Source organism: Aquimarina macrocephali (assembly GCF_051627225.1).
GTDB lineage: Bacteria > Bacteroidota > Bacteroidia > Flavobacteriales > Flavobacteriaceae > Aquimarina > Aquimarina macrocephali.
This window is the reverse complement of the sequence record NZ_CP151795.1, coordinates 1,513,887-1,534,536: the sequence shown is the minus strand read 5'-3', so window position 1 is coordinate 1,534,536 and position 20,650 is coordinate 1,513,887. Positions and strand designations below refer to the sequence as shown.

Below are 20,650 nucleotides of genomic sequence, written 5' to 3'. Positions count from 1 at the left end.
TTTAGATAGAACGTATATCCTTAATGTTATTAAGCATTTTTTAATTACTAATTTTTAAAACAGAATAATAACCCCTTTTATTCGTAATGAATGTTTACGAATGAAAAACGTATTATTTTATCTTACACTTTTCTTATTGAGCATTAACCTCACAGCTCAGGAAAAATCAACAGATTCTACTCAAACTAAGATAGAAAAACTAGATGAAGTCTTAGTAAAATCTGTACGTGTAGAAGCAGATTCACCAATTACTCATTCTAATTTGTCTAAAGAGGAACTGGCATCACGCAATCTAGGTCAGGATATTCCGGTTTTATTAAACTATTTACCAGGAGTAGTTACTACTACTGATGCAGGAACAGGAATTGGGTATACATATATTAGAGTAAGAGGTAGTGATGCATCAAGAGTAAATGTTACATTAAATGGGATACCTTTTAATGATTCAGAGAGCCAGGGTACATTCTGGGTAAACCTTCCTGATTTTGCATCTTCTGTCGAAAATCTACAGCTTCAGCGTGGAGTAGGAACTTCAACTAATGGTTCGGGAGCTTTTGGAGCTAGTTTAAATCTATTAACAGATGCCGTTTCTGAAAAAGCTAATGCAGAAATTTCGAATACCGTGGGATCCTTTGGTACCAGAAAACATAATCTGAAATTTAGTACAGGTTTAATCAATGAAAAGATAGAAATAGCGGGTCGTTTATCAGCTATTGCATCAGACGGTTATGTCGATCGTGCTTCTTCAGATTTAAAATCATATTTCGTTCAAGGATCTTATGTAAATGATAATACTTTAATTAAAGCAATTACTTTTGGAGGACACGAGATTACATATCAATCATGGAATGGTATCGATAAGACTACTTTAGAAAATGACAGACGATTTAATCCAATAGGATTTCAATACGATGCAGAAGGAAATCTTCAAGGGTTTTATGAGAGTGAAGTAGATAATTATAAACAGGATCATTACCAATTGCATTGGAATCAAAGATATAACAACAACTGGTCTACAAACCTAGGTTTAAATTATACGTATGGTCGAGGGTTCTTTGAGCAATATGTAGATGAGTGGCATTATGGTAATGTGTTATTTTCTGATCAGGCAACTTTGGCATTTCTGGGAGTAAATCCTGTTACTGTTAACGGAGAAGAAATTACACAAACCGATTACCTACGCAAAAGATGGTTGCAGAATGACTTTTATGTTGCAAATGCAAGTGTAAACTATAAAGATAATAGTTTTGATATCGATTTTGGTGGATTCTATAGTTATTACGATGGAGACCATTTTGGTGAAATTATTTGGACAGAGAACCCTATCGGTTTTCAGAGTGGAGACAAATACTATTATGGAAATGGGAAGAAAACCGAATATACTATTTTTGGTAAAACAACCTATAGAGTCAATGATAAATGGAGTGCATTTTTAGACCTGCAAGGACGTTTTGTAAATTACGAAACCACAGGGTTAACTTCAAAAAGAGTTCCGCTTCAAGTAGATAAAAGTTACTCATTCTTTAATCCAAAAATGGGAGCAACCTTTCATGTAAATGACGCAAATCATGTATATGCATCTTATGCCAGAGCGAATAGAGAACCAAGAAGAGATGATTTTGAAAATGGTATTGATACAGCAGAGAGACTTAATGATATTGAATTAGGATGGCGATTAGCAAAAAACAAAGTAATAGTAAATACCAACCTTTATTATATGTGGTATAAAGATCAATTGGTGTTAACAGGAGCACTGGATGATGTAGGCGCACCAATTCGAGCAACTAGTGGAGAAAGTTATCGTTTAGGAATCGAAATAGATGCAGATATTACACTTTCTGATCAATTTATAATTAAACCCAATATTTCATTAAGTACTAATAAGAATAAAGATTTTGTAACCTCTAGAGATGGTAGTTTAGTCGATCTTGGAAATACAAACATCTCATATTCTCCTAATATTGTAGCGGGTAATATGTTTGTTTATCGCCCTATAAAAAACCTTCAATTAGGGTTGCTGTCTAAATTTGTAGGAGAGCAATACATGGGTAATATTGATAGTGAAACTTCGAAACTCGATAGTTTCTTTATAAATGATCTTAATGTGGTATATGAAATCAAAAACATTCCTGTTTTTAAATCTATAGTATTAACAGGATTGGTAAACAATATTTTTGATGAGGAGTATGTGTCTAATGGATACTTTTTTACATTTGATGATGATTTTTCTAATCCAGGTACAATAACTACTGTCGAAGGAGCAGGTTTTTATCCACAGGCAGGAATTAATTTTTTACTTGGAGCAACATTAAAATTTTAATTAAAAACTCAAGTTTAAAAGTAATTTTAAACTTGAGTTTTATTACTTTTATAACATAAACTTTAGGGGTGTCCTTAACTTCGGTTAGGTCTGAGAAATACCCTTTGAACCTGATGCGGTTAGTACCGACGAAGGGAAAAGTAAATGTCACATTTTTTATAGATGTGATTTTTCTTCTCTATTTAGGCAATTAGGACCTAAGGTTTATGGAATTAATCTAAAAAAGATGACCGTAAACGTTAACAATCAATCTCAATTAATTTTAAAAAATAGCTCAATAAAAAAACTGTTAGAACAATTGGATATTGTTCCTAACGGAATTGCTATTGCTATTAATAATAAAGTCGTTTCTAAAGAAAAATGGGAACAGACAATGATTGAAAACGATGATGATATAGTAATTATAAAAGCCACTCAAGGCGGATAGGATTAATTATAGATCATTAAGAATATCATAAAAAACTAATAGCAAAGAGTATAATCAAAACCTGAAACACAATATTTATGAAGAAAAAAGATACAGCACCGCAGGATACTATAATTAGTACTACACCTTTTCCGAGTTCAGAAAAAATCTATGTATCTGGAACTATTCATCCAGAAGTTAAGGTAGCAATGCGAGAGATCAGGTTGAGTGACACCGTTGATAGTGTTACAGAAAAAAGAACGGCTAATCAATCTGTCACGGTATATGATACAAGTGGACCGTATACGGATCCTTCAAAAAAAATCAATGTTCATAATGGGATCGAACCTATACGAGAACCATGGGTTTTAGATCGCGAAGATGTAGAAGAATTAGATAGTTTTTCTTCAGAATATTGTAATGAGAGGTTAAAGGATTCTAGTTTGGATCACTTGCGATTTAATCATCTTCGTAAACCAAAACGAGCTAAAAAAGGAAAAAATGTTTCCCAGATGTATTATGCGAAACAAGGTATCATTACTCCCGAAATGGAATATGTAGCTATACGCGAAAATCAAAAACTTCAAGAAGTAAAACGCCTTTCGAAGCAACATCCTGGGCAAGATTTTGGAGCTAGTATTCCAGAGGTAATTACTCCAGAGTTTGTGAGAGAAGAAGTTGCAAGAGGTAGAGCTGTAATCCCATCTAACATCAACCACCCAGAAAGTGAACCTATGATATTAGGGAGAAACTTTTTGGTAAAAATAAATGCAAATATTGGTAATTCTGCCACAACATCAAGTATCGAAGAAGAAGTAGAAAAGGCAGTGTGGGCATGCCGCTGGGGAGCAGATAATATTATGGATCTTTCTACAGGAAAAAACATACACGAAACCAGAGAATGGATTATTCGTAACTCACCAGTACCGATAGGAACTGTACCTATTTATCAGGCATTAGAAAAAGTGAATGGTAAAGCCGAAGATTTAACGTGGGAGATCTTTAAGGATACATTGATCGAGCAGGCAGAACAAGGAGTAGATTATTTTACTATTCATGCAGGAGTACGTCTGGCGTATGTACCGATGACAGCAAAACGTATCACTGGTATTGTTTCTAGAGGAGGATCTATTATGGCAAAATGGTGTCTTGCGCATCATCAAGAAAGTTTTTTATACACGCATTTTGAAGAAATATGCGAGATCATGAAAGCCTATGATGTAGCATTTTCACTAGGAGATGGATTGCGCCCGGGTTGTATTGCAGATGCTAATGATGAAGCGCAGTTTGCAGAATTAGAAACCCTGGGAGAGTTAACAAAAATTGCATGGAAACATGATGTGCAAACTTTTATTGAAGGGCCAGGACATGTGCCAATGCATATGATCAAAGCAAATATGGATAAGCAGTTAGAAGCTTGTGGAGAAGCACCTTTTTATACCTTAGGACCTTTGACTACCGATATCGCTCCTGGTTATGATCATATCACTTCGGGAATCGGAGCTGCCATGATTGGTTGGTATGGGACAGCAATGTTGTGCTATGTGACCCCAAAAGAACATTTGGGATTACCTAATAAGGAAGATGTGCGTACGGGAGTGATTACCTATAAATTGGCAGCGCATGCCGCAGATTTAGCAAAAGGACACCCTGGAGCACAACATCGAGATGATGCCTTAAGTAAGGCACGTTTTGAGTTTAGATGGGAAGATCAATTCAATTTATCTCTGGATCCAGAACTAGCAAGAGAATATCACGACGAAACACTACCAGCAGAAGGTGCAAAAATTGCTCATTTCTGTAGTATGTGTGGCCCAAAATTCTGTTCGATGAAAATATCTCAGGAGGTACGTGACTATGCTGCAAAAAAAGAAATTGATGATCGAAAAGCACTCGAAGCAGGAATGCAGGAAAAAGCAGAAGAGTTTAAAGAAAAAGGAAGCGAAGTATATTTGTAGATCATAGTAATCAAGACATCAGGTTTCCGTAATTTACTGATACCTGATATTTGAGCGCCGAAACCTAATATATAAAACCTATGTTAATCATATTAACCTCAGAACGAGAATTAGAGAACGAAGCAGGTGAAATCAATAAACTTTTCGATAATGGTCTGGAGATATTGCATTTTCGCAAACCAACATTAGATGTAGAAGGGTATAGAACTTTGCTCAACCAAATTGACACAAAATACCATAGCCGTATTATGGTACATCAATTTCATGAGTTATGCGAAGAATTTAATTTGAGAGGAACTCATATTCAGGAACAACCACGACTAGATTTAGAAGAAAAATTAGAAGAGTATGTTAATGATTATAAAACGAAAGGTTTTAAAATAAGCAGCTCTTTTCATTCTAAAGAGGATATTAAAAACTGTCTTGTTGATTTTGAATATGTTTTGTTGAGTCCCGTTTTTGGTTCAATTTCTAAAGCGGGATATAAAGGAAAAGGATTTGATGTCAATGATCTAGATGAATTTGTTATAGGAATGGGTGGGATTAATGAAAACACATTGCAAGCAACATTTGATCTGGGGTATAGAGGAGTCGGTGTTTTAGGCGGGATATGGAATACAGAGGATTCATTAAAAAGCTTCAAAATGATTTATGATAAACTTAAAACGATACAAACTATTTAAAGTTGATTCTTAATAAGAATGGTAAAAAGACCGTATGTACTTACTATTGCAGGTTTTGACCCGTCAAACGGAGCTGGACTTACTGCAGATATTAAAACGATTGAAGCATTAAAGGGCTATGGTTTGTCTGTTTGTACTGCAAATACTATCCAGAATGATGTTGAATTCAAAACATGTTATTGGGTCGATATTGATGTGATAAAAAGTCAAGTAGAAATACTATTTGATCGTTTTGAAATAGCGTATGTAAAAATAGGAATCGTTAAGAGTTGGAAAATACTTAATACAATTATTGATGTTTTATTAGAAAAAAATAATGCCATTAAAATTGTTTTAGACCCGGTATTAAAGTCTAGTTCAGATTTTGATTTTCATTCTTCTAACGACAATTCAGATGATCAGGATAATATCGAGAAACAGTTTGAGACTGTATTAGATAAAATCTACCTTTTGACACCAAATTATAATGAAATAGAGAAGTTGTACTCAAGTAAAACTATCAAAGAAACAATTGCTTATATCTCTAGTAGAACTAATCTTTTTCTAAAAGGAGGGCATAGAAAAGAAGCAGTTGGAAAAGATGAACTATTCACTACAAGTGGAAAGAATTTTATGTTTAATCCCAAAAGACAAAATGTATCAGAAAAACACGGAAGCGGTTGCGTACTTTCTTCTGCAATTACTACATATTTGGCATTAGGATTTCCATTAATAAAAGCTTGTTATAGAGGAAAAAGATATACCGAAAAAGTACTGGTTTCTAATAGTAGTTTGCTGGGATATCATAGAATTTAATAATAAAGATTATGAAAGAAGTAGGTTTACAATATATCTCACAAGGCAAAACTCCACAGGAGCATCTTGATAACATAAAAAATGCTTGTAAAGCTGGTTGCAAATGGATACAACTACGTCTTAAAGAGGTTGATATGGCTACTTATTTAAATACAGCGTTGCAATGTAGAAATATCTGTGATCAATATGATGTAATTATGATTATCAATGATAATGTAAGTGTGGCAAAAGCTGTTCTGGCCGATGGCATACATTTGGGATTAAGTGATATGAATCCTCGGGGGGCACGAAAAATCCTGGGAGATAATTTTATTATTGGCGGTACTGCAAATACTATAGAAAACTGCTTACAACATAGTAAAGATGGTGTTGATTATATAGGTCTTGGGCCTTATAAACATACAATAACCAAGAAGAAACTAAGTCCAGTATTAGGGATTGATGGTTACACAAGTATTCTTACCAAATTGAAAAATCAAAATTTAGAATTACCCATAATTGCGATTGGAGGAATTATAGAGAAGGATGTTGCAGCACTTATGCAGACAGGAGTTTCAGGAATTGCCATTTCGGGAGAATTGACAAACCAGGTGAATTTGAAGAAAAAAATAGAATCTATAAAAAATATAATGGTTTAAAAGCTATTGACCAATCGTTAAGAAATGGAAAAATTAAAAATTGCAGATAAAGAATTTTCATCCCGTTTATTTACAGGAACAGGAAAGTTTAGTTCTTCTGGATTAATGAAAGAAGCGTTACTTGCTTCAGAAAGTGAGCTGGTAACGGTAGCATTAAAGCGGGTTGATGTTAATAATGAAAATGATGATATTTTAAAACATTTGGATCATCCGCGAATTAATTTACTCCCTAATACATCTGGGGTCCGGGATGCTAAAGAAGCAGTCTTTGCTGCTCAATTGGCAAGAGAAGCACTAGAGACCAATTGGATAAAGTTAGAGATTCATCCGGATCCAAAATATTTATTACCAGACCCTATTGAAACCTTAAAAGCAGCTTCAGAATTGGTGAAACAAGGATTTGTGGTCATGCCTTATATTCATGCAGATCCTGTTTTATGTAAACGATTAGAAGAAGTAGGAACGCAATGTGTGATGCCACTAGGTGCGCCTATAGGAAGTAACAAAGGCTTAAAAACATTAGAGTTTTTAGAAATTATCATAGATCAAAGTAATGTTCCTGTAATCGTAGATGCAGGTATCGGAAGCCCATCGCATGCAGCACAAGCGATGGAGATTGGTGCAGATGCTGTATTGGTAAATACGGCTATTGCAGTATCACAGCAACCAATAACGATGGCAAAAGCATTTAAAATGGCTGTAGAGGCTGGTCATATGGCATATAATTCAAAATTAGCCCCTATTAGACAGCATGCAGAGGCGAGTAGCCCGTTAACGAGTTTTTTGAATGAATAGTTTCAAAGATATATTCGAACGATATGATTGGGATGAAACACTTTCCAGTATCTTTTCTAAGACAGAAGCAGATGTTACGAATGCTCTTGCCAAATCCAAAAGAGACCTCGAAGATTTTAAAGCACTAATTTCTCCCGCTGCAAAACCATATCTAGAACATATGGCGCAAATAAGTAGCTATACTACTAAAAAACGCTTTGGCAACACCATCCAGATGTATACTCCAATGTACCTGAGTAATGAATGTCAAAATATATGTACGTATTGTGGGTTTAGTATGACTAATAAAATTCCGAGAAGAACATTAACCAATAAGGAGATTCTGGAGGAGGTAGATTTCTTGAAATCAAAAGGATATGATCATATCCTTCTGGTTACCGGCGAGGCAAATAAAATAGTAGGAGTAGATTATATTAATAATGCAATACAACTCATACAATCAAAGTTTGCCAATATTACTATAGAAATACAACCATTAGATCAGTCTGATTATGAACTATTGATCAAGAATGGTTTGTATGCAGTATTAGTGTACCAGGAAACATACCATAAAGAAGAGTATAAAAAACATCATCCAAAAGGAAGGAAATCTAATTTCGATTATCGATTAGAAACACCGGATCGATTAGGTAAAGCAGGAATTCATAAAATAGGATTAGGAGCTCTTTTTGGTCTAGAGGATTGGAGGGCAGATAGCTTTTTTACAGCATTACACCTTAACTACTTGCAAAAAACGTATTGGAAAACAAAATATTCGATATCCTTCCCGAGACTTAGACCATACAGTGGCGGACTAGAGCCAAAAGTAGAAATGACAGATTCGGATTTGGTGCAATTGATATGTGCTTTTCGATTGTTAGATGAAGATGTAGAATTGTCTATGTCTACCCGAGAAAGTGAAGTGTTTAGAGAACATATTGTAAATCTTGGAATCACTTCTATAAGTGCCGAATCCAAAACTAATCCGGGAGGTTATGTTGTAGAGCCACAATCTTTAGAACAGTTCGAAATTTCGGATGAACGTTCTACAGGAGATGTAGTAAAAATGCTTAAAAATAAGGGGCTAGAAGTCGTTTGGAAAGACTGGGCTTATAATTGGAAATAAATTGTAATATATTTAACCCGGGTTTAAGGCCAAAAAAAGCACTATTGTAAATATGGATATATAATTTTATTTTTATGAGTAGGATAATTACTGTAATTTCTCTTCTTCTCTTTTGGAGCCATTCAGGCTATGCTCAACAAGAACAGGATACAGAAACAATAAAGTATACAAACCCAATACTGGTGGAATTAAAACCTAATATACCAGTAATGCTTACAGATTCTTTATCTATTCTATTAACGGGTTATTCTCATAAACGCCCACCATATCCCGGTACCAGTGGTCCAACAAAAACTACTATCCAGTTATCGCTTTCTAAAGGGAATAATTGTGGGAAAATAGAAGTTTGCAGGTATGGTTTACAAGGAAAAACAGAATATACATATGCGCCTTCATTATGGAACGAGTATGAATTTAAGTTAAAGGATTTTGATTTTCTACTGTCTTTTAATGTTGTGATTTCAAAAAAACAAGATACAGATTAAAAAGATACTGGTTTTTTTCTTTTTATAATTAGTTAGAGATAAATAACGTATTTCCTTCTCTTCGCACCCTATATCGTCTTAATCCAAATTGACCATCACCAGAGGTTTGCTGTCCTGTAACAATATTGTAACTGTTTCCATCATCACAATTGCAAGTCGAGGTAATCCCATCTATTGTCTGGGCAGAACAAGAACTAGGAGAATGATTAGGGTCGCTAAGCTCAAAAGCAGAATACTGTGTGTTATCAATATTATAAATGATGACTCCTTTAATACTTCCGTTTTCAGAGTTATCTACAAAATGATTACTCGGGAATTTAAGCTTGTTAAATTGAGGTAAATTAAGATTGATTTGATAATTAACACTCGAAGGAGGTAGAAATTGATTATTGTCTCCATTATCATCACTACTGCATGATAAAATTAAAAGAACACTTGCTAAAAATAAAGTCTTTTTCATAACACTAATATTGTATTGGCAAATTACGTAAATTTGTAGTCTTCAGTAAAATTTTTGTTATCTTTGAATAACAAATCCCATTCTTATGGGATTTTTTGTATTTATATAAACGATGAAGTTATGAGCAAAGTATCTTATTATACTGTAGAGGGGCTTAAAAAATTAAGAGACGAACTAGGTCAACTTAAGGATGTAGAGCGCCCAAAAGCTTCTCAGGCAATAGCTGAAGCACGTGATAAAGGAGATTTAAGTGAGAATGCCGAGTATGATGCCGCAAAAGAGGCACAGGGATTATTAGAGATGAGAATTTCTAAAATGGAAGAAACTCTTTCAAATGCACGTTTAATTGACGAATCTCAATTAGACACGTCTAAAGCCCTTATACATTCTACTGTAAAGATCAAAAATCAAACTAATGGTGCCGAAATGACCTATAAATTGGTAGCACAAAGTGAAGCAGATCTTAAAACAGGAAAAATATCTGTAGATTCTCCTATCGGAAAAGGTCTCTTAGGGAAAAGTGTTGGCGAAATAGCCGAAATACAGGTCCCTAACGGGATTATGAAGTTTGATGTTGTAGAGATTTCAAGAGAATAAAAGAAGTAATTTTTTAGATTTTATTACAAGCCTTTTTTAATTTTTTAAAAAAGGCTTTTTTATGGTTTTGACTTACAGATAAATAAACTATATTTCCAAAACCGTAACCCAACTAAAATTTAATTAATGTCTACCCTATTTACTAAAATTGTAAATGGCGAAATTCCATCGTATAAAGTGGCCGAAGATGAGAATTATTACGCCTTTTTGGATATTAGTCCAAATGCTAAAGGACATACACTTTGTATTCCTAAAAAAGAAGAAGATAAAATATTTGATCTGGCCGAAGACGAATATCTGGAGTTAATGCGCTTTTCTCGTAAAGTAGCTAAAGCTATAGAAAAAACAGTCTCTTGTAAACGTGTTGGTATTGCCGTTGTAGGCTTAGAAGTACCTCATGTACACGTGCATTTAATTCCATTAAATGAAATGAAAGAAATGACTTTTCAGCATAAAATTTCTATGGCGGAGTCTGATTTTAAAACACTGGCAAAAGAGATTCATTCGAATTTATAAAGACATATGCAAGAATCTGATTTTAAATTATCTCTACAACTTCGTATTGATTGGAGTGAGATGGATACCTATCAGCATGTGAACAATGTAAATTTCATGAAATATATGCAAAGTGCACGTGTTCAATTTTGGGAAGTAACAGGTTTGGCAAAATTATATGCCGAAACTAAAAAGGGACCTATGTTGGTTTCTACCCGATGTGATTTTAAAAACCCTTTGTTTTTTCCAGGAAATGTAGTAATTAAAACTAAAGTCGATTTTATTAAAAACTCTAGTTTTGGATTATACCATCAATTGTATAATGATGAGGGTGTACTTTGTGCAGAAGGTCACGATGTAGCCGTTTGTTTTGATTTTAATACAGATAAAACCTTTCTGATTACAGATGAATTACGAGAGGTTATGAAACAATATTAGATTCCTAAAAGATCGGGCCTGTAAAGATAGATATACAGAAAAGCTGCTATAGTGATCGCAAGAAGTAATAGAATATAAAACAATTTGGTAAAACGTAATGATCCAGATTGACGAGTGATTGTTTTTTTATGATAATCATAGACTCTTTCTATATCTGTGGTCCACTGTCCCGGAAAAATTTGATTTTCACATTTGTTACAGTTAATACTTTCTACAATATTGCTTTTGGTTTTTACCAGAAATTTCGATTTTAGTCTTTGCTGTTTGAAAGAAAGTATCATGCCATCGGTAGAGTAACATTCTGGACAATTATTGTTAAGAGTTGTTTCTTTTAAAATAATATACTCAGTTTTCACTTTGTTTTAGATTTGGCGTTAAATAGGTATTCTATAACGTTGCGAAAAAAATATTGTTATACCCTTTTAGGAAAATTTAAGATTAAGAAGTAACTCCAGACTTGCGAAGTGTGATTTGAAAAGTAGTGCCTTTACCAATATCGGATTTAAGAACTTTAATTTTTCCTAAGTGATATTCTTCTATAATTCTTTTTGATAAGGACAAACCTAAACCCCATCCTCTGCTCTTAGATGTATACCCGGGCTCAAAAATTTTAGTAAACTTACTTTTAGGAATACCCTTACCGGTATCTTTAATTCGTATAAAAACCCGTTTTGCATCATCTATAAGGTCAATTTCAAGATCTCCTTTTCCTCGTACCGCATCAATAGCATTTTTTACGAGATTTTCGATTGTCCAGCTATATAATTGGGAGTTTAATGATACTTGAATAGGTTTATCGGGTAAATTAAGCGAAAAATTAATGAGTTTAGAGCTCCTGGATTGAAGATATGTATAAGCGTTTCGGGTTTCTTCTACAATATCAACATCTTCAAGGTTGGGAATAGATCCAATTTTAGAAAAACGTTCTGTAATTATCTTTAATCGTTCAATATCTTTTTCTATTTCTACGATATATTCTGGATTTACATTTTCGGTTTTAAGGATTTCGTTCCAGCCTACCAATGAGGATAATGGTGTGCCGATTTGGTGAGCAGTCTCTTTAGCCATACCTGCCCATAGTTTATTTTGTTCACTAGCTTTAGAGGTGGTAAAAAAGAAATAAATTACTCCAATTAGTAAAAATATAATGATGGCAATGGTCATTGGGTAATATTTCAGTTTATTTAAAATATCCGAATTTCCATAATAAATATATTGAACGGTATCTTTAAGATCGAGTTCTATTGGGTCATTTTCTGATTTTAACGTTTTTAAATATGACTTAAGCTTATCTTCATCTGTTACTTCATTTTTAGATAAATTTTTAAAATAACTTGGATCAGGTTTCCCTAAAGAATCTCTAATAAAATCACCTTTAGAATCTGTGATGATGATAGGAATAGATTTGTTTGTAGTATTTATGACAATAGATAATTCGAGATAGTCATCGGATTGTTCGCTATCTAATGCTTTCTGGGATTGCACCCATATTTCAACTTTAGTTCGTTCATCATCCTTAAGACGTTGCATGAATAACGATGTATTCCATAAAACGAGACCGGTTATTACTAAAACAGCTATAATGATAAAATAGCTCGAAAAATTACGCTCATCAGAAAAATTCATACAGACTAGTTAACTAAATCCTAAATATAAACGTTTTAAAACGATTTTATTGTTTATAAAACAGATTCTAAAACCTGTTCATTTAATGATTCTAAAACCAAACTTTTATATATTTGCTCAATATAAAACAAATTATGATTACAATTGATCCATCAGAGGTTACTACTGGAAAATTACATGGTTTAATTCTTGGAGCAATCGGTCCCAGACCTATAGCTTTTGCTAGTACGATGGATATAAATGGCAATGCTAATTTATCTCCGTTTAGTTTTTTTAATGTATTTAGTGCGAATCCACCGATTCTTATTTTTTCTCCGGCAAGAAGAGTAAGAGATAATACTACAAAACACACATTAGAGAATGCGAAATCTACCAAAGAAGTAGTCATTAATATTGTGAATTATGATATTGTTCAGCAGATGTCATTATCAAGTACAGAGTATCCAGAAGGGGTTAATGAATTTGAAAAGTCTGGGCTTACCATGGTACCTTCAGAAAAAGTCAAAGCATATCGTGTAGGAGAGTCTCCGGTACAGTTTGAATGCAAGGTTAATCAAGTAGTTCCTATGGGTGATGAAGGAGGAGCTGGTAATCTTATTATTTGCGAAGTAGTTCTTATGCATATTAATGAGAATGTGATGGATGAAAATAATAGAATAGATCAGCATAAGATAGATCAGGTTGCCCGTATGGGAGGTAATTGGTATAGTAGGGCTAATATGGGGATGTTTGAAGTGCCTAAACCATTAAGCTCAATAGGGATTGGTGTAGATGCATTGCCAGAAGAAGTAAGAAGCAGTACTGTTTTTACAGGAAATGATTTAGGTAAGCTTGGAAATGTAGAAGGAATGCCAACAAAAACTGAAGCTTTAGAATTTGTTAATAACCATAATGATATTAAGGGTAAAATTCAGGAGGCTAACCTAATAGAAATTCATAAATTTGCAAAGCAGTATCTTGATCAGGACGATATAGATACTGCATGGAACATTTTAGCAGCAAAATAATAATTCAATAAGATGGAAGTACAAGGTAAAGTAAAGATGATTGGTGAGACTCAAACCTTTGGAAGCAATGGTTTTAGAAAGAGAGAAGTTGTAGTTACTACTGAAGAGCAATACCCACAACATATCATGGTAGAGTTTGTTCAGGATAAATGTGACTTATTAAACCCTTTTCAAGTAGGTCAGGATGTAAAAATAAGTATTAATTTACGTGGTCGTGAGTGGGTAAATCCACAGGGAGAAACTAAGTATTTTAATTCTATCCAGGGATGGAGAATTGAGAGTTTGCAACCTGCAGCTCAGAATGCTTCTGCTCCTCCAACTCCGCCAGTAGATGCCTTTGAGCCTGCAAAAGATTTTTCTGAAGAAGAACATGATGATTTACCGTTCTAAATAGATTTTTTAGACAGTATTTTAATAAAAAGAAAAAAGTCCGATATTATTCATATCGGACTTTTCATTATTGTGGTTTTAGGTTAACCTTTTAATAAAACTCAAAAAAGCAATGATGAACAAAATTTATCTTAAAAGGTCCTAACAAATATTGCGATTTTTTTGGTCAATTCAAACAACTGATTGATATTTAACGTTGTATAAAGATTTATAAGTATATTTTGTACATTTTAACAGATACAATACAATTTCCACCAGTAACTCTTGCTGATACGAATGGTCTTTTGGCTATAGGAGGAGATCTTTCGGTCGATAGATTACTGGAGGCATATCATAACGGAATTTTTCCCTGGTATGATGAGGATCAACCTATTCTATGGTATAGTCCTGATCCAAGAATGGTGCTTTTTCCTTCAGAACTTAGAGTAAGTAAAAGTATGCGCCAACTTATCAGAAAAAATAAGTTTGAAGTAACATTTAATAAAGCTTTTGAAAGTGTTGTACAACACTGTGCAACAATCACACGTCCAGAACAAGAAGGTACCTGGATCACAAACGATATGCAAAAAGCGTATAAAAAACTTCATGAGTTAGGATATGCTATCTCTGTAGAGGTTTGGCAAGAATCAGTTTTGGTAGGTGGGTTGTATGGGATTTTGTTAAGAGAGAAAAAAGTATTTTGCGGTGAGAGTATGTTTTCTAAAGCTAGTAATGCTTCTAAATATGGTTTTATTACTTTGGTAGAGTGGTTAATAGCAAAAGAAATACAGTTGATCGATTGCCAGGTGTATACTGATCATTTGGCAAGTTTAGGTGCCAGAGAAATTACAAGGGCAGCGTTTATAAAATATTTGAGGTAAGATGAGTTAGAGATTGATTTTTCATCTGATTTCAAAAATAATTAAAAAAAGATTTTAATAACTTCTTAAAATGTAGCATCAATGGTTATTCATAATTTAGGATTAAAAAACTCAATTTTAAATCAATTTATTTTAGAACTAAGAGATGTTACTATACAGAAAGATGCAATGCGTTTTAGGAAAAATATTGAACGAATAGGCGAAATTCTAAGTTACGAATTAAGTAAAACTTTGGATTATGAAACCAAAACAGTTCAAACACCTTTAGGAACCAAGGAAATTTCGGTACCTAAGAATGCGCTTGTATTATGTTCTATTCTTAGAGCTGGATTACCATTGCATCAAGGGGTATTAAATTATTTTGATACTGCAGAAAACGGATTTATTTCAGCATATAGGGATCATCAAAATGATGATGATGATTTTGAAATTGTGGTAAAATATCTGGCTTCGCCTTCTTTAAAAGATAAAACTTTGGTTTTGGCAGATCCAATGCTGGCAACAGGAAAAACTCTTGAGAATACTTTTACTGTGATGAAAAGACATGGTATGCCTGAGCAAGTACATATTGTTTCTGTAATTGGATCAGAGCAAGGGATATCATATATTAAAAATGTGTTTCCAGAAAATACTCATCTTTGGATTGCTGCAGTTGATGAAAAACTAAATGATAAGAGCTACATTATTCCTGGTCTCGGTGATGCGGGAGATTTATCTTTTGGAATAAAACTTTAAGCTATTCTTCATAATTTTCGGATAGTTTCTTTAGAACACTAATTGCTTTGTTTTCATCTTTTTTGTCAACAAAAATATGATCATGATAATAGCCGGCAATTACATTACAACTAATTTTATGTTTTGCTAATTCTGTCGAAAAAATAGCTGTAAGACCTACCGCATCTAGAGAAGAATGGATTTTTAGAGTTATCCATGAGGCAATATATTCATAAGAAAGATTAAGTTGTTCTGCTTTTTTGCGATCAAGTATAATAGTTACTCCTTCCTGTTCTTTAAATTCACCAATACTATCTTCTCTGGGGATATTATCTGTATTTTTTACTGTAGAAAAAACAAACTCACCAGCCTGTAATACAGGAGACATGTTTCTGATTAAAGTAGTTAAATTAGTTTCTCCACTCATTTTTTGATGTTTTTAATGTGTTTCTAAACTTCTTTGTATCTAAAACAACCCACTTCGTGATCATTTACCATTCCAATAGCCTGCATAAAAGCATAAATAACGGTAGAGCCCACAAACTTAAACCCTCGTTTTTTTAAATCTTTACTTACGATATCAGAAGTTTCTGTAGTAGCCGGACAATCTTTATGGTGAGGCCAATTGTTCTGAACTTGTTTTCCATTTACAAAACCCCAGATATATTCATTAAAACTACCAAACTCTTCTTGGATTTTGATAAAATTCTGAGCATTAGTTATTGCAGAATTTACTTTCAGCTTATTGCGAATGATTCCAGCATTTTGTAATAGTTCTTCTTTCTTTGTGTCGTTATATTTAGCGACGATTTTATAATCAAAATTATCAAAAGCAACCTTAAAATTTTCTCGTTTTCGTAAAATGGTAATCCAACTCAACCCAGCTTGAAAAGTTTCAAGAATTAAAAATTCGAATAAAAGCTGTTCGTCGTGTAATGGTACTCCCCACTCAGTATCATGGTAGGCTTCATATAATGGATCGCCAATACACCAACCACATCTGTGTTTTTGCATAGTATATACTTAGTTTGTTTTATAGATCAAGTTTCTAAAATACTGTTTATTTTAAAAAGAAATTGAACAATCAGGCAGTAGTTTTTTAATTTTTTCTTTTTCTAGATCAGATAAATTATTACCAGATAGATGAATAATTTTTAATTTTTTTAAATCTTTTATAGATTCTGGTAAAGAAGTGAGATTATTGCTGTCCAAATAGAGTTGTTTTAAGTTTTTAAGCTTGTATAGGGACTCTGGTAAACTTGCAATACTATTATAGGATAAAGAAAGAGTTTCCAGTTTTTTTAGTTTCTCAAAGGATTTTGGTAATTTCTTAAGTTGATTACTTATTAGATATAATTTTTGCAAATTTTTAAGCTCTCCTATCGATTCTGGTAACTCTGTTAGTTCGCTATCTGAAAGGTACAGGATATCAACATTTTTCTTGTTTTCTAAGGCCTTCTTCAAGGAGTAGTAACTGTTTTCAAAATTAATTTCACAATTTGGCAATAGTTGCTTACTTGCTTCTTTTTTAGTTTTAGAAAGCCTATTGCCTGATAAATTAAGATCTTTTAAGTTGGTTAGATTTTCAATGGTTTTTGGTAATTCACTGATTTTATTAGCATTTAAATACAGAAGTTTTAATTTCGAAAGATTTCCAAATGTTTCAGGAATTCGATCCAATTTATTTTCTTTACAAATCAACCACTCCAGATTGTTTAGATTTCCGAAAGATTCTGGCAATTCATCAATTTGATTATCTGATAGATTTAATGCTTCTATGTTTTTTAGATTTCCAAATGTCAGAGGCAATTCAGAAAGTCGATTTCCTTCTATAAGAAGTTCTTGTAAGCTGGCAAGGTTACCAAAAGTATTAGATAACTCGATAAGCTGATTCTGTCTCAGATCTAATTTTTTTAGATTTGTAAGATTACCAAAGGATTCGGGTAAGACCTTGATCTGGTTGTTTTTTAGAAATAACCATCCTAGTTTTTTTAAATTTCCAATAGATTCGGGTAGTGTGAGAATCAGGTTCTCAGATAAAAGTAAAACCTCTATATTTTGTAAATCACCAAGAGATAAGGGTAGGTCGACAAGTTTGTTCTTTTTTATGTTAAGCGTTCTTAGTTTTTTTAGATTTGAAATAGTTTCTGGTAATTTGCTTATTTCATTCCCTTCTAGGTTGAGGTAGTGTAGCTGTTTTAATTGTATTACAGACTCAGGTAGTTTTGTGAGCTTGGTATAACTAAGATCTAACTTGTACACATGATCTTTATTGATCAATGCCTCTTGTAATGAGTTGTAAATTTTATTTTCCTGACCAATAGCAGTCATATACCCTATTAATAGTATAGTTATAGTAAATAATTTTTTCATGTATTTAAAATTTTCTATCGAAAACCCCTTGAAATGATGCTATAAGTCTGTAGTGTGTAAAGTGTATAATGTCCCTCTTGTAAAGTTATTATTTAAATTCCTGACTGTTAGCTTCAAAACCATATTTTTTTGCCTTTATGTTAAAGATTTATTAGAAATTGAATACAAAGATTGAAATCTAATCACACGTAGAGTACACTATTAACAGTAAAAATAAACCCACTGTTTACAGGGTATATATAATATCTGTAAGTTTTAAGGATAACTATCGTCCTATGTATAAGAAACCTTTAAGAATTGACAATTATAAGGTTTTGATATAAAAAGATGATTTTTTAGACATTGCCAGATAATGTAATAATAAATTAAAATGCTCATAAGCTTGATATTAAAAGCTAGACATTTTAGACAGTAAATATATTGTTTTACCTATTTTTGAAAGCTATAATTATGGAACAACCTACTACTATGACAATACCCGAATTAATAACTAAAGGAATTGATAATTCATACACATACCAGGAATATAAGAATCTGATTAGTGACTTGTTAACTGAAGATAAATCTACTGGTCATGAACAATCTGAAGCATTAACAAATTATAGTATGCTTAATGACCGTAGAATGAAACGATGGGATAAGACCTTGAAAATAGACGAATCAATTACCGCTTCATTTTCTAATGCCAATCTAGATGTAACCTGGGTAGTATTAACAGAAGGATGGTGTGGGGACGCTGCACATGTATTACCTGTGTTGAATAAACTTGCAGAATTAAATGAGGGGATAGATTTAAAAATCATCTCTAGAGATGATCACGATGAGTTGATGAATAATTTTTTGACCAACGGAGGGAAATCAATACCTAAATTAATTGCATATGATAATCAAAGCAAAGAGGTGTTAAATTCATGGGGTCCAAGACCTTCTGTAGCGACACAAATGGTAAATGATTATAAAGAACAGCATGGTAGCTTAAATCCAGAATTTAAGCAAGATTTACAAGTTTGGTATAACAAGGATAAAGGCACGAATATTGCCGAAGATGTATTAAAACTACTGTAGTTTAAGATCCATAATTAAAGTAATATGTAATAGTACCTTCTTGTTCTTCTATGTCAGAACGAGAGAATAAAGCCTTTCTGGCATAATCCATTGCATTGTCAAAAAGACATTCGTTTCGGGTAGTAGAATTTCTCTTGTCAACTTTGGTATTAACTACATATCCATTTTTATTGACTTCGATTTTTACGACTACTTTACCGCTTCCGTTACATGTGTATACAGGATTAGGTAGATCTATAGATTTTCTGTTTTTTAAGCTATAAGTAAGAGAGCTATTTCTATTGTTAGTTTCTTTACCTTCTGGTTCTAGTTTTTCCTTTTTTTCATTTTCATTTTTCTCTTCTTCATCAATAGGAACCTCACCTTCTGTAGGTGCAGCTTCTTCACTTTCTTCGGAAGCAGCTTCGGTTTCTGTCAATGATTTCATTCGTTGTTCAAACTCTTCAGGATCTTCAAAATCTTCGTTAAAGGCCGAATGTGTTCTTTTGGCAGCAATTAATTGTCGATCTTCCTGAGCGATTAATTCTTCTTCAGGTTGTTCTTCTTCGGCAAGAAACTCTTCAGGGATTTCCATTAGGATTTCAGATTGTTCTTTTTGCTTGTTTATCATATTGATATTGTAAAGGCTTAGAACAACGATCCCCATCAACATTGATGTGATAATCAGAGCTTTATGTTTTTCTACAAATTCCATAGGTATCTATAACTACTTTTATTCTACAATATTTTATGTAGTTTCAATTTTTGGGCATAACTGGTTTTCAAAAGATTCAATTGTAGTAGCATCTTCAACAGAAAATGATCCTATTTTAGTCCTTCTTAAAACAGTTAAGTGAGCCCCACTATTTAATGCTTTTCCAAAATCATGTGCTAGTGATCTAATATATGTCCCTTTGCTGCATACAACTCTAAAATCTACTTCTGGTAATTTGATTTTGGTGATTTCGAATTCATTTATAGTAATTTTTCGGGAGCTAATTTCTACAGTTTCTCCTTCACGGGCATATTCATATAATCGTTTACCGTCTTTTTTTAAAGCCGAAAAAATAGGAGGATACTGATCTATTTCTCCAATAAAAAGAGATGTTGTTTCGTGTATAGTTTTTTCAGAAATATGGTCTATAGGAAAGGTCTTATCAATCTCGGTTTCCAGATCATAAGAGGGTGTTGTTGCTCCAAGCAATATTGTTCCAGTATATTCTTTGGCTTGTCCCTGAAATTCCTGTATACGCTTAGTAAATTTTCCTGTGCAGATAAGTAATAACCCTGTTGCAAGAGGATCAAGTGTTCCTGCATGACCTACCTTAATTTTTTTGATACCAAAATTCTTCCGGATAAGCCAACGAAGTTTATTTACAACTTGGAAAGATGTCCATTGCAGCGGTTTATCGATCAAAAGGATTTGACCGTCTTTATAATTTTGTTCGGTTAGCATTATAG

The 20,650-nt window shown here is 33.1% G+C and carries 25 protein-coding genes and 1 riboswitch; of the genes, 17 read left to right on the top strand and 8 right to left on the bottom strand.

The window, feature by feature from the left end; translation table 11 throughout:
- The first annotated feature begins 100 nt into the window (after window positions 1-100).
- From AAFU52_RS06920 to AAFU52_RS06880, 9 genes are all read left to right on the top strand, one after another.
- Window positions 101-2,320: a TonB-dependent receptor gene (locus tag AAFU52_RS06920; protein ID WP_438425928.1), complete on the top strand. Its 2,220-nt coding sequence runs from the start codon at window positions 101-103 to the stop codon at window positions 2,318-2,320.
- Between the two features lie 54 nt (window positions 2,321-2,374).
- Window positions 2,375-2,474, top strand: a riboswitch (TPP riboswitch).
- Window positions 2,475-2,546: 72 nt separating this feature from the next.
- Window positions 2,547-2,747, top strand: a complete 201-nt coding sequence (gene thiS / locus AAFU52_RS06915; protein ID WP_024768259.1) for a sulfur carrier protein ThiS — start codon at window positions 2,547-2,549, stop codon at window positions 2,745-2,747.
- 77 nt (window positions 2,748-2,824) lie between these two features.
- Entirely contained in the window at window positions 2,825-4,684 is a 1,860-nt protein-coding gene (thiC, locus tag AAFU52_RS06910) for a phosphomethylpyrimidine synthase ThiC (RefSeq protein ID WP_024768258.1), read from the top strand.
- A gap of 80 nt (window positions 4,685-4,764) precedes the next feature.
- On the top strand, window positions 4,765-5,367 hold the full coding sequence (locus AAFU52_RS06905) for a thiamine phosphate synthase (RefSeq protein ID WP_438425927.1): 603 nt from the start codon (window positions 4,765-4,767) through the stop codon (window positions 5,365-5,367).
- 18 nt (window positions 5,368-5,385) lie between these two features.
- Entirely contained in the window at window positions 5,386-6,162 is a 777-nt protein-coding gene (locus tag AAFU52_RS06900) for a hydroxymethylpyrimidine/phosphomethylpyrimidine kinase (RefSeq protein ID WP_024768256.1), read from the top strand.
- A gap of 11 nt (window positions 6,163-6,173) precedes the next feature.
- Entirely contained in the window at window positions 6,174-6,800 is a 627-nt protein-coding gene (locus tag AAFU52_RS06895) for a thiamine phosphate synthase (protein WP_438425926.1), read from the top strand.
- Between the two features lie 24 nt (window positions 6,801-6,824).
- Complete coding sequence (locus AAFU52_RS06890) at window positions 6,825-7,595, top strand: thiazole synthase (RefSeq protein WP_438425925.1); 771 nt, start codon at window positions 6,825-6,827, stop codon at window positions 7,593-7,595.
- Complete coding sequence (gene thiH / locus AAFU52_RS06885) at window positions 7,588-8,700, top strand: 2-iminoacetate synthase ThiH (protein WP_438425924.1); 1,113 nt, start codon at window positions 7,588-7,590, stop codon at window positions 8,698-8,700. Before AAFU52_RS06890 ends, thiH begins: the two co-directional genes overlap by 8 nt.
- Window positions 8,701-8,774: 74 nt before the next feature.
- A complete protein-coding gene (locus AAFU52_RS06880) occupies window positions 8,775-9,185 on the top strand; it encodes a hypothetical protein (protein WP_438425923.1) in 411 nt (136 codons plus the stop codon).
- A gap of 28 nt (window positions 9,186-9,213) precedes the next feature.
- On the opposite strand, the gene AAFU52_RS06875 is transcribed toward AAFU52_RS06880, so the two are convergent.
- Window positions 9,214-9,645, bottom strand: coding sequence for a Rieske (2Fe-2S) protein (locus AAFU52_RS06875; RefSeq protein WP_438425922.1), 432 nt, complete (start codon window positions 9,643-9,645; stop codon window positions 9,214-9,216).
- A gap of 120 nt (window positions 9,646-9,765) precedes the next feature.
- On the opposite strand from AAFU52_RS06875, the gene greA reads away from it, so the two are divergent.
- The 3 genes from greA to AAFU52_RS06860 all read left to right on the top strand — a co-directional run bounded on the left by greA (window position 9,766) and on the right by AAFU52_RS06860 (window position 11,175).
- On the top strand, window positions 9,766-10,242 hold the full coding sequence (greA, locus tag AAFU52_RS06870) for a transcription elongation factor GreA (protein WP_024768250.1): 477 nt from the start codon (window positions 9,766-9,768) through the stop codon (window positions 10,240-10,242).
- 126 nt (window positions 10,243-10,368) lie between these two features.
- The gene (locus AAFU52_RS06865; RefSeq protein ID WP_024768249.1) at window positions 10,369-10,758 is read left to right on the top strand and encodes an HIT family protein; all 390 of its coding nucleotides are present in this window, start codon (window positions 10,369-10,371) and stop codon (window positions 10,756-10,758) included.
- A 6-nt stretch (window positions 10,759-10,764) separates the two neighbouring features.
- Window positions 10,765-11,175, top strand: coding sequence for an acyl-CoA thioesterase (locus tag AAFU52_RS06860; RefSeq protein ID WP_024768248.1), 411 nt, complete (start codon window positions 10,765-10,767; stop codon window positions 11,173-11,175).
- Here the strand turns inward: AAFU52_RS06860 and AAFU52_RS06855 are convergent.
- Together AAFU52_RS06855 and AAFU52_RS06850 are read right to left on the bottom strand one after the other, a co-directional pair.
- On the bottom strand, window positions 11,172-11,531 hold the full coding sequence (locus tag AAFU52_RS06855; protein WP_024768247.1) for a hypothetical protein: 360 nt from the start codon (window positions 11,529-11,531) through the stop codon (window positions 11,172-11,174). The genes AAFU52_RS06860 and AAFU52_RS06855 overlap by 4 nt on opposite strands.
- 82 nt (window positions 11,532-11,613) lie before the next feature.
- Entirely contained in the window at window positions 11,614-12,801 is a 1,188-nt protein-coding gene (locus AAFU52_RS06850; RefSeq protein WP_024768246.1) for a sensor histidine kinase, read from the bottom strand.
- Window positions 12,802-12,935: 134 nt separating this feature from the next.
- Between AAFU52_RS06850 and AAFU52_RS06845 the strand changes: the two genes are divergently transcribed.
- The 4 genes from AAFU52_RS06845 to upp all read left to right on the top strand — a co-directional run bounded on the left by AAFU52_RS06845 (window position 12,936) and on the right by upp (window position 15,793).
- Window positions 12,936-13,808, top strand: a complete 873-nt coding sequence (locus AAFU52_RS06845; protein WP_024768245.1) for a flavin reductase family protein — start codon at window positions 12,936-12,938, stop codon at window positions 13,806-13,808.
- A gap of 12 nt (window positions 13,809-13,820) precedes the next feature.
- Entirely contained in the window at window positions 13,821-14,198 is a 378-nt protein-coding gene (locus tag AAFU52_RS06840; RefSeq protein ID WP_024768244.1) for a DUF3127 domain-containing protein, read from the top strand.
- 221 nt (window positions 14,199-14,419) lie between these two features.
- Window positions 14,420-15,058 carry a leucyl/phenylalanyl-tRNA--protein transferase gene (gene aat / locus AAFU52_RS06835; protein WP_024768243.1) on the top strand — a complete coding sequence of 213 codons (639 nt, stop codon included), beginning with the start codon at window positions 14,420-14,422 and terminating at the stop codon, window positions 15,056-15,058.
- A gap of 81 nt (window positions 15,059-15,139) precedes the next feature.
- Window positions 15,140-15,793: a uracil phosphoribosyltransferase gene (upp, locus tag AAFU52_RS06830; RefSeq protein ID WP_438425921.1), complete on the top strand. Its 654-nt coding sequence runs from the start codon at window positions 15,140-15,142 to the stop codon at window positions 15,791-15,793.
- Between the two features lies 1 nt (window position 15,794).
- Here upp and AAFU52_RS06825 read toward each other — a convergent pair whose 3' ends face one another.
- The 3 genes from AAFU52_RS06825 to AAFU52_RS06815 are packed head-to-tail and all read right to left on the bottom strand — an operon-like array spanning window position 15,795 to window position 18,145.
- The gene (locus AAFU52_RS06825) at window positions 15,795-16,199 is read right to left on the bottom strand and encodes an ACT domain-containing protein (protein WP_024768241.1); all 405 of its coding nucleotides are present in this window, start codon (window positions 16,197-16,199) and stop codon (window positions 15,795-15,797) included.
- Window positions 16,200-16,222: 23 nt separating this feature from the next.
- Complete coding sequence (locus AAFU52_RS06820; RefSeq protein WP_024768240.1) at window positions 16,223-16,786, bottom strand: DNA-3-methyladenine glycosylase I; 564 nt, start codon at window positions 16,784-16,786, stop codon at window positions 16,223-16,225.
- A gap of 51 nt (window positions 16,787-16,837) precedes the next feature.
- On the bottom strand, window positions 16,838-18,145 hold the full coding sequence (locus AAFU52_RS06815) for a leucine-rich repeat domain-containing protein (RefSeq protein WP_438425920.1): 1,308 nt from the start codon (window positions 18,143-18,145) through the stop codon (window positions 16,838-16,840).
- Between the two features lie 450 nt (window positions 18,146-18,595).
- On the opposite strand from AAFU52_RS06815, the gene AAFU52_RS06810 reads away from it, so the two are divergent.
- Window positions 18,596-19,210: a thioredoxin family protein gene (locus AAFU52_RS06810; RefSeq protein WP_438425919.1), complete on the top strand. Its 615-nt coding sequence runs from the start codon at window positions 18,596-18,598 to the stop codon at window positions 19,208-19,210.
- Between the two features lies 1 nt (window position 19,211).
- On the opposite strand, the gene AAFU52_RS06805 is transcribed toward AAFU52_RS06810, so the two are convergent.
- On the bottom strand, window positions 19,212-19,904 hold the full coding sequence (locus AAFU52_RS06805; protein ID WP_438425918.1) for a hypothetical protein: 693 nt from the start codon (window positions 19,902-19,904) through the stop codon (window positions 19,212-19,214).
- A 33-nt stretch (window positions 19,905-19,937) separates the two neighbouring features.
- Window positions 19,938-20,645 carry a tRNA pseudouridine(55) synthase TruB gene (gene truB / locus AAFU52_RS06800; protein WP_024768236.1) on the bottom strand — a complete coding sequence of 236 codons (708 nt, stop codon included), beginning with the start codon at window positions 20,643-20,645 and terminating at the stop codon, window positions 19,938-19,940.
- Window positions 20,646-20,650 lie beyond the last annotated feature (5 nt).

What these genes read in the sequence shown, in the direction of transcription:
- AAFU52_RS06890 (WP_438425925.1), top strand. Translation starts at nt 6,825, where the DNA reads ATGGAAAAATTAAAAATTGCAGATAAAGAATTTTCATCCCGTTTATTT.
- upp (WP_438425921.1), top strand. Translation starts at nt 15,140, where the DNA reads ATGGTTATTCATAATTTAGGATTAAAAAACTCAATTTTAAATCAATTT.
- truB (WP_024768236.1), bottom strand. Translation starts at nt 20,645, where the DNA reads ATGCTAACCGAACAAAATTATAAAGACGGTCAAATCCTTTTGATCGAT.
- AAFU52_RS06880 (WP_438425923.1), top strand. Translation starts at nt 8,775, where the DNA reads ATGAGTAGGATAATTACTGTAATTTCTCTTCTTCTCTTTTGGAGCCAT.
- thiH (WP_438425924.1), top strand. Translation starts at nt 7,588, where the DNA reads ATGAATAGTTTCAAAGATATATTCGAACGATATGATTGGGATGAAACA.
- AAFU52_RS06875 (WP_438425922.1), bottom strand. Translation starts at nt 9,645, where the DNA reads ATGAAAAAGACTTTATTTTTAGCAAGTGTTCTTTTAATTTTATCATGC.
- AAFU52_RS06905 (WP_438425927.1), top strand. Translation starts at nt 4,765, where the DNA reads ATGTTAATCATATTAACCTCAGAACGAGAATTAGAGAACGAAGCAGGT.
- AAFU52_RS06845 (WP_024768245.1), top strand. Translation starts at nt 12,936, where the DNA reads ATGATTACAATTGATCCATCAGAGGTTACTACTGGAAAATTACATGGT.
- AAFU52_RS06825 (WP_024768241.1), bottom strand. Translation starts at nt 16,199, where the DNA reads ATGAGTGGAGAAACTAATTTAACTACTTTAATCAGAAACATGTCTCCT.
- AAFU52_RS06805 (WP_438425918.1), bottom strand. Translation starts at nt 19,904, where the DNA reads ATGGAATTTGTAGAAAAACATAAAGCTCTGATTATCACATCAATGTTG.
- greA (WP_024768250.1), top strand. Translation starts at nt 9,766, where the DNA reads ATGAGCAAAGTATCTTATTATACTGTAGAGGGGCTTAAAAAATTAAGA.
- AAFU52_RS06840 (WP_024768244.1), top strand. Translation starts at nt 13,821, where the DNA reads ATGGAAGTACAAGGTAAAGTAAAGATGATTGGTGAGACTCAAACCTTT.
- AAFU52_RS06815 (WP_438425920.1), bottom strand. Translation starts at nt 18,145, where the DNA reads ATGAAAAAATTATTTACTATAACTATACTATTAATAGGGTATATGACT.
- AAFU52_RS06865 (WP_024768249.1), top strand. Translation starts at nt 10,369, where the DNA reads ATGTCTACCCTATTTACTAAAATTGTAAATGGCGAAATTCCATCGTAT.
- AAFU52_RS06810 (WP_438425919.1), top strand. Translation starts at nt 18,596, where the DNA reads ATGGAACAACCTACTACTATGACAATACCCGAATTAATAACTAAAGGA.
- thiC (WP_024768258.1), top strand. Translation starts at nt 2,825, where the DNA reads ATGAAGAAAAAAGATACAGCACCGCAGGATACTATAATTAGTACTACA.
- AAFU52_RS06820 (WP_024768240.1), bottom strand. Translation starts at nt 16,786, where the DNA reads ATGCAAAAACACAGATGTGGTTGGTGTATTGGCGATCCATTATATGAA.
- AAFU52_RS06850 (WP_024768246.1), bottom strand. Translation starts at nt 12,801, where the DNA reads ATGAATTTTTCTGATGAGCGTAATTTTTCGAGCTATTTTATCATTATA.
- AAFU52_RS06860 (WP_024768248.1), top strand. Translation starts at nt 10,765, where the DNA reads ATGCAAGAATCTGATTTTAAATTATCTCTACAACTTCGTATTGATTGG.
- thiS (WP_024768259.1), top strand. Translation starts at nt 2,547, where the DNA reads ATGACCGTAAACGTTAACAATCAATCTCAATTAATTTTAAAAAATAGC.
- AAFU52_RS06920 (WP_438425928.1), top strand. Translation starts at nt 101, where the DNA reads ATGAAAAACGTATTATTTTATCTTACACTTTTCTTATTGAGCATTAAC.
- AAFU52_RS06895 (WP_438425926.1), top strand. Translation starts at nt 6,174, where the DNA reads ATGAAAGAAGTAGGTTTACAATATATCTCACAAGGCAAAACTCCACAG.
- AAFU52_RS06900 (WP_024768256.1), top strand. Translation starts at nt 5,386, where the DNA reads ATGGTAAAAAGACCGTATGTACTTACTATTGCAGGTTTTGACCCGTCA.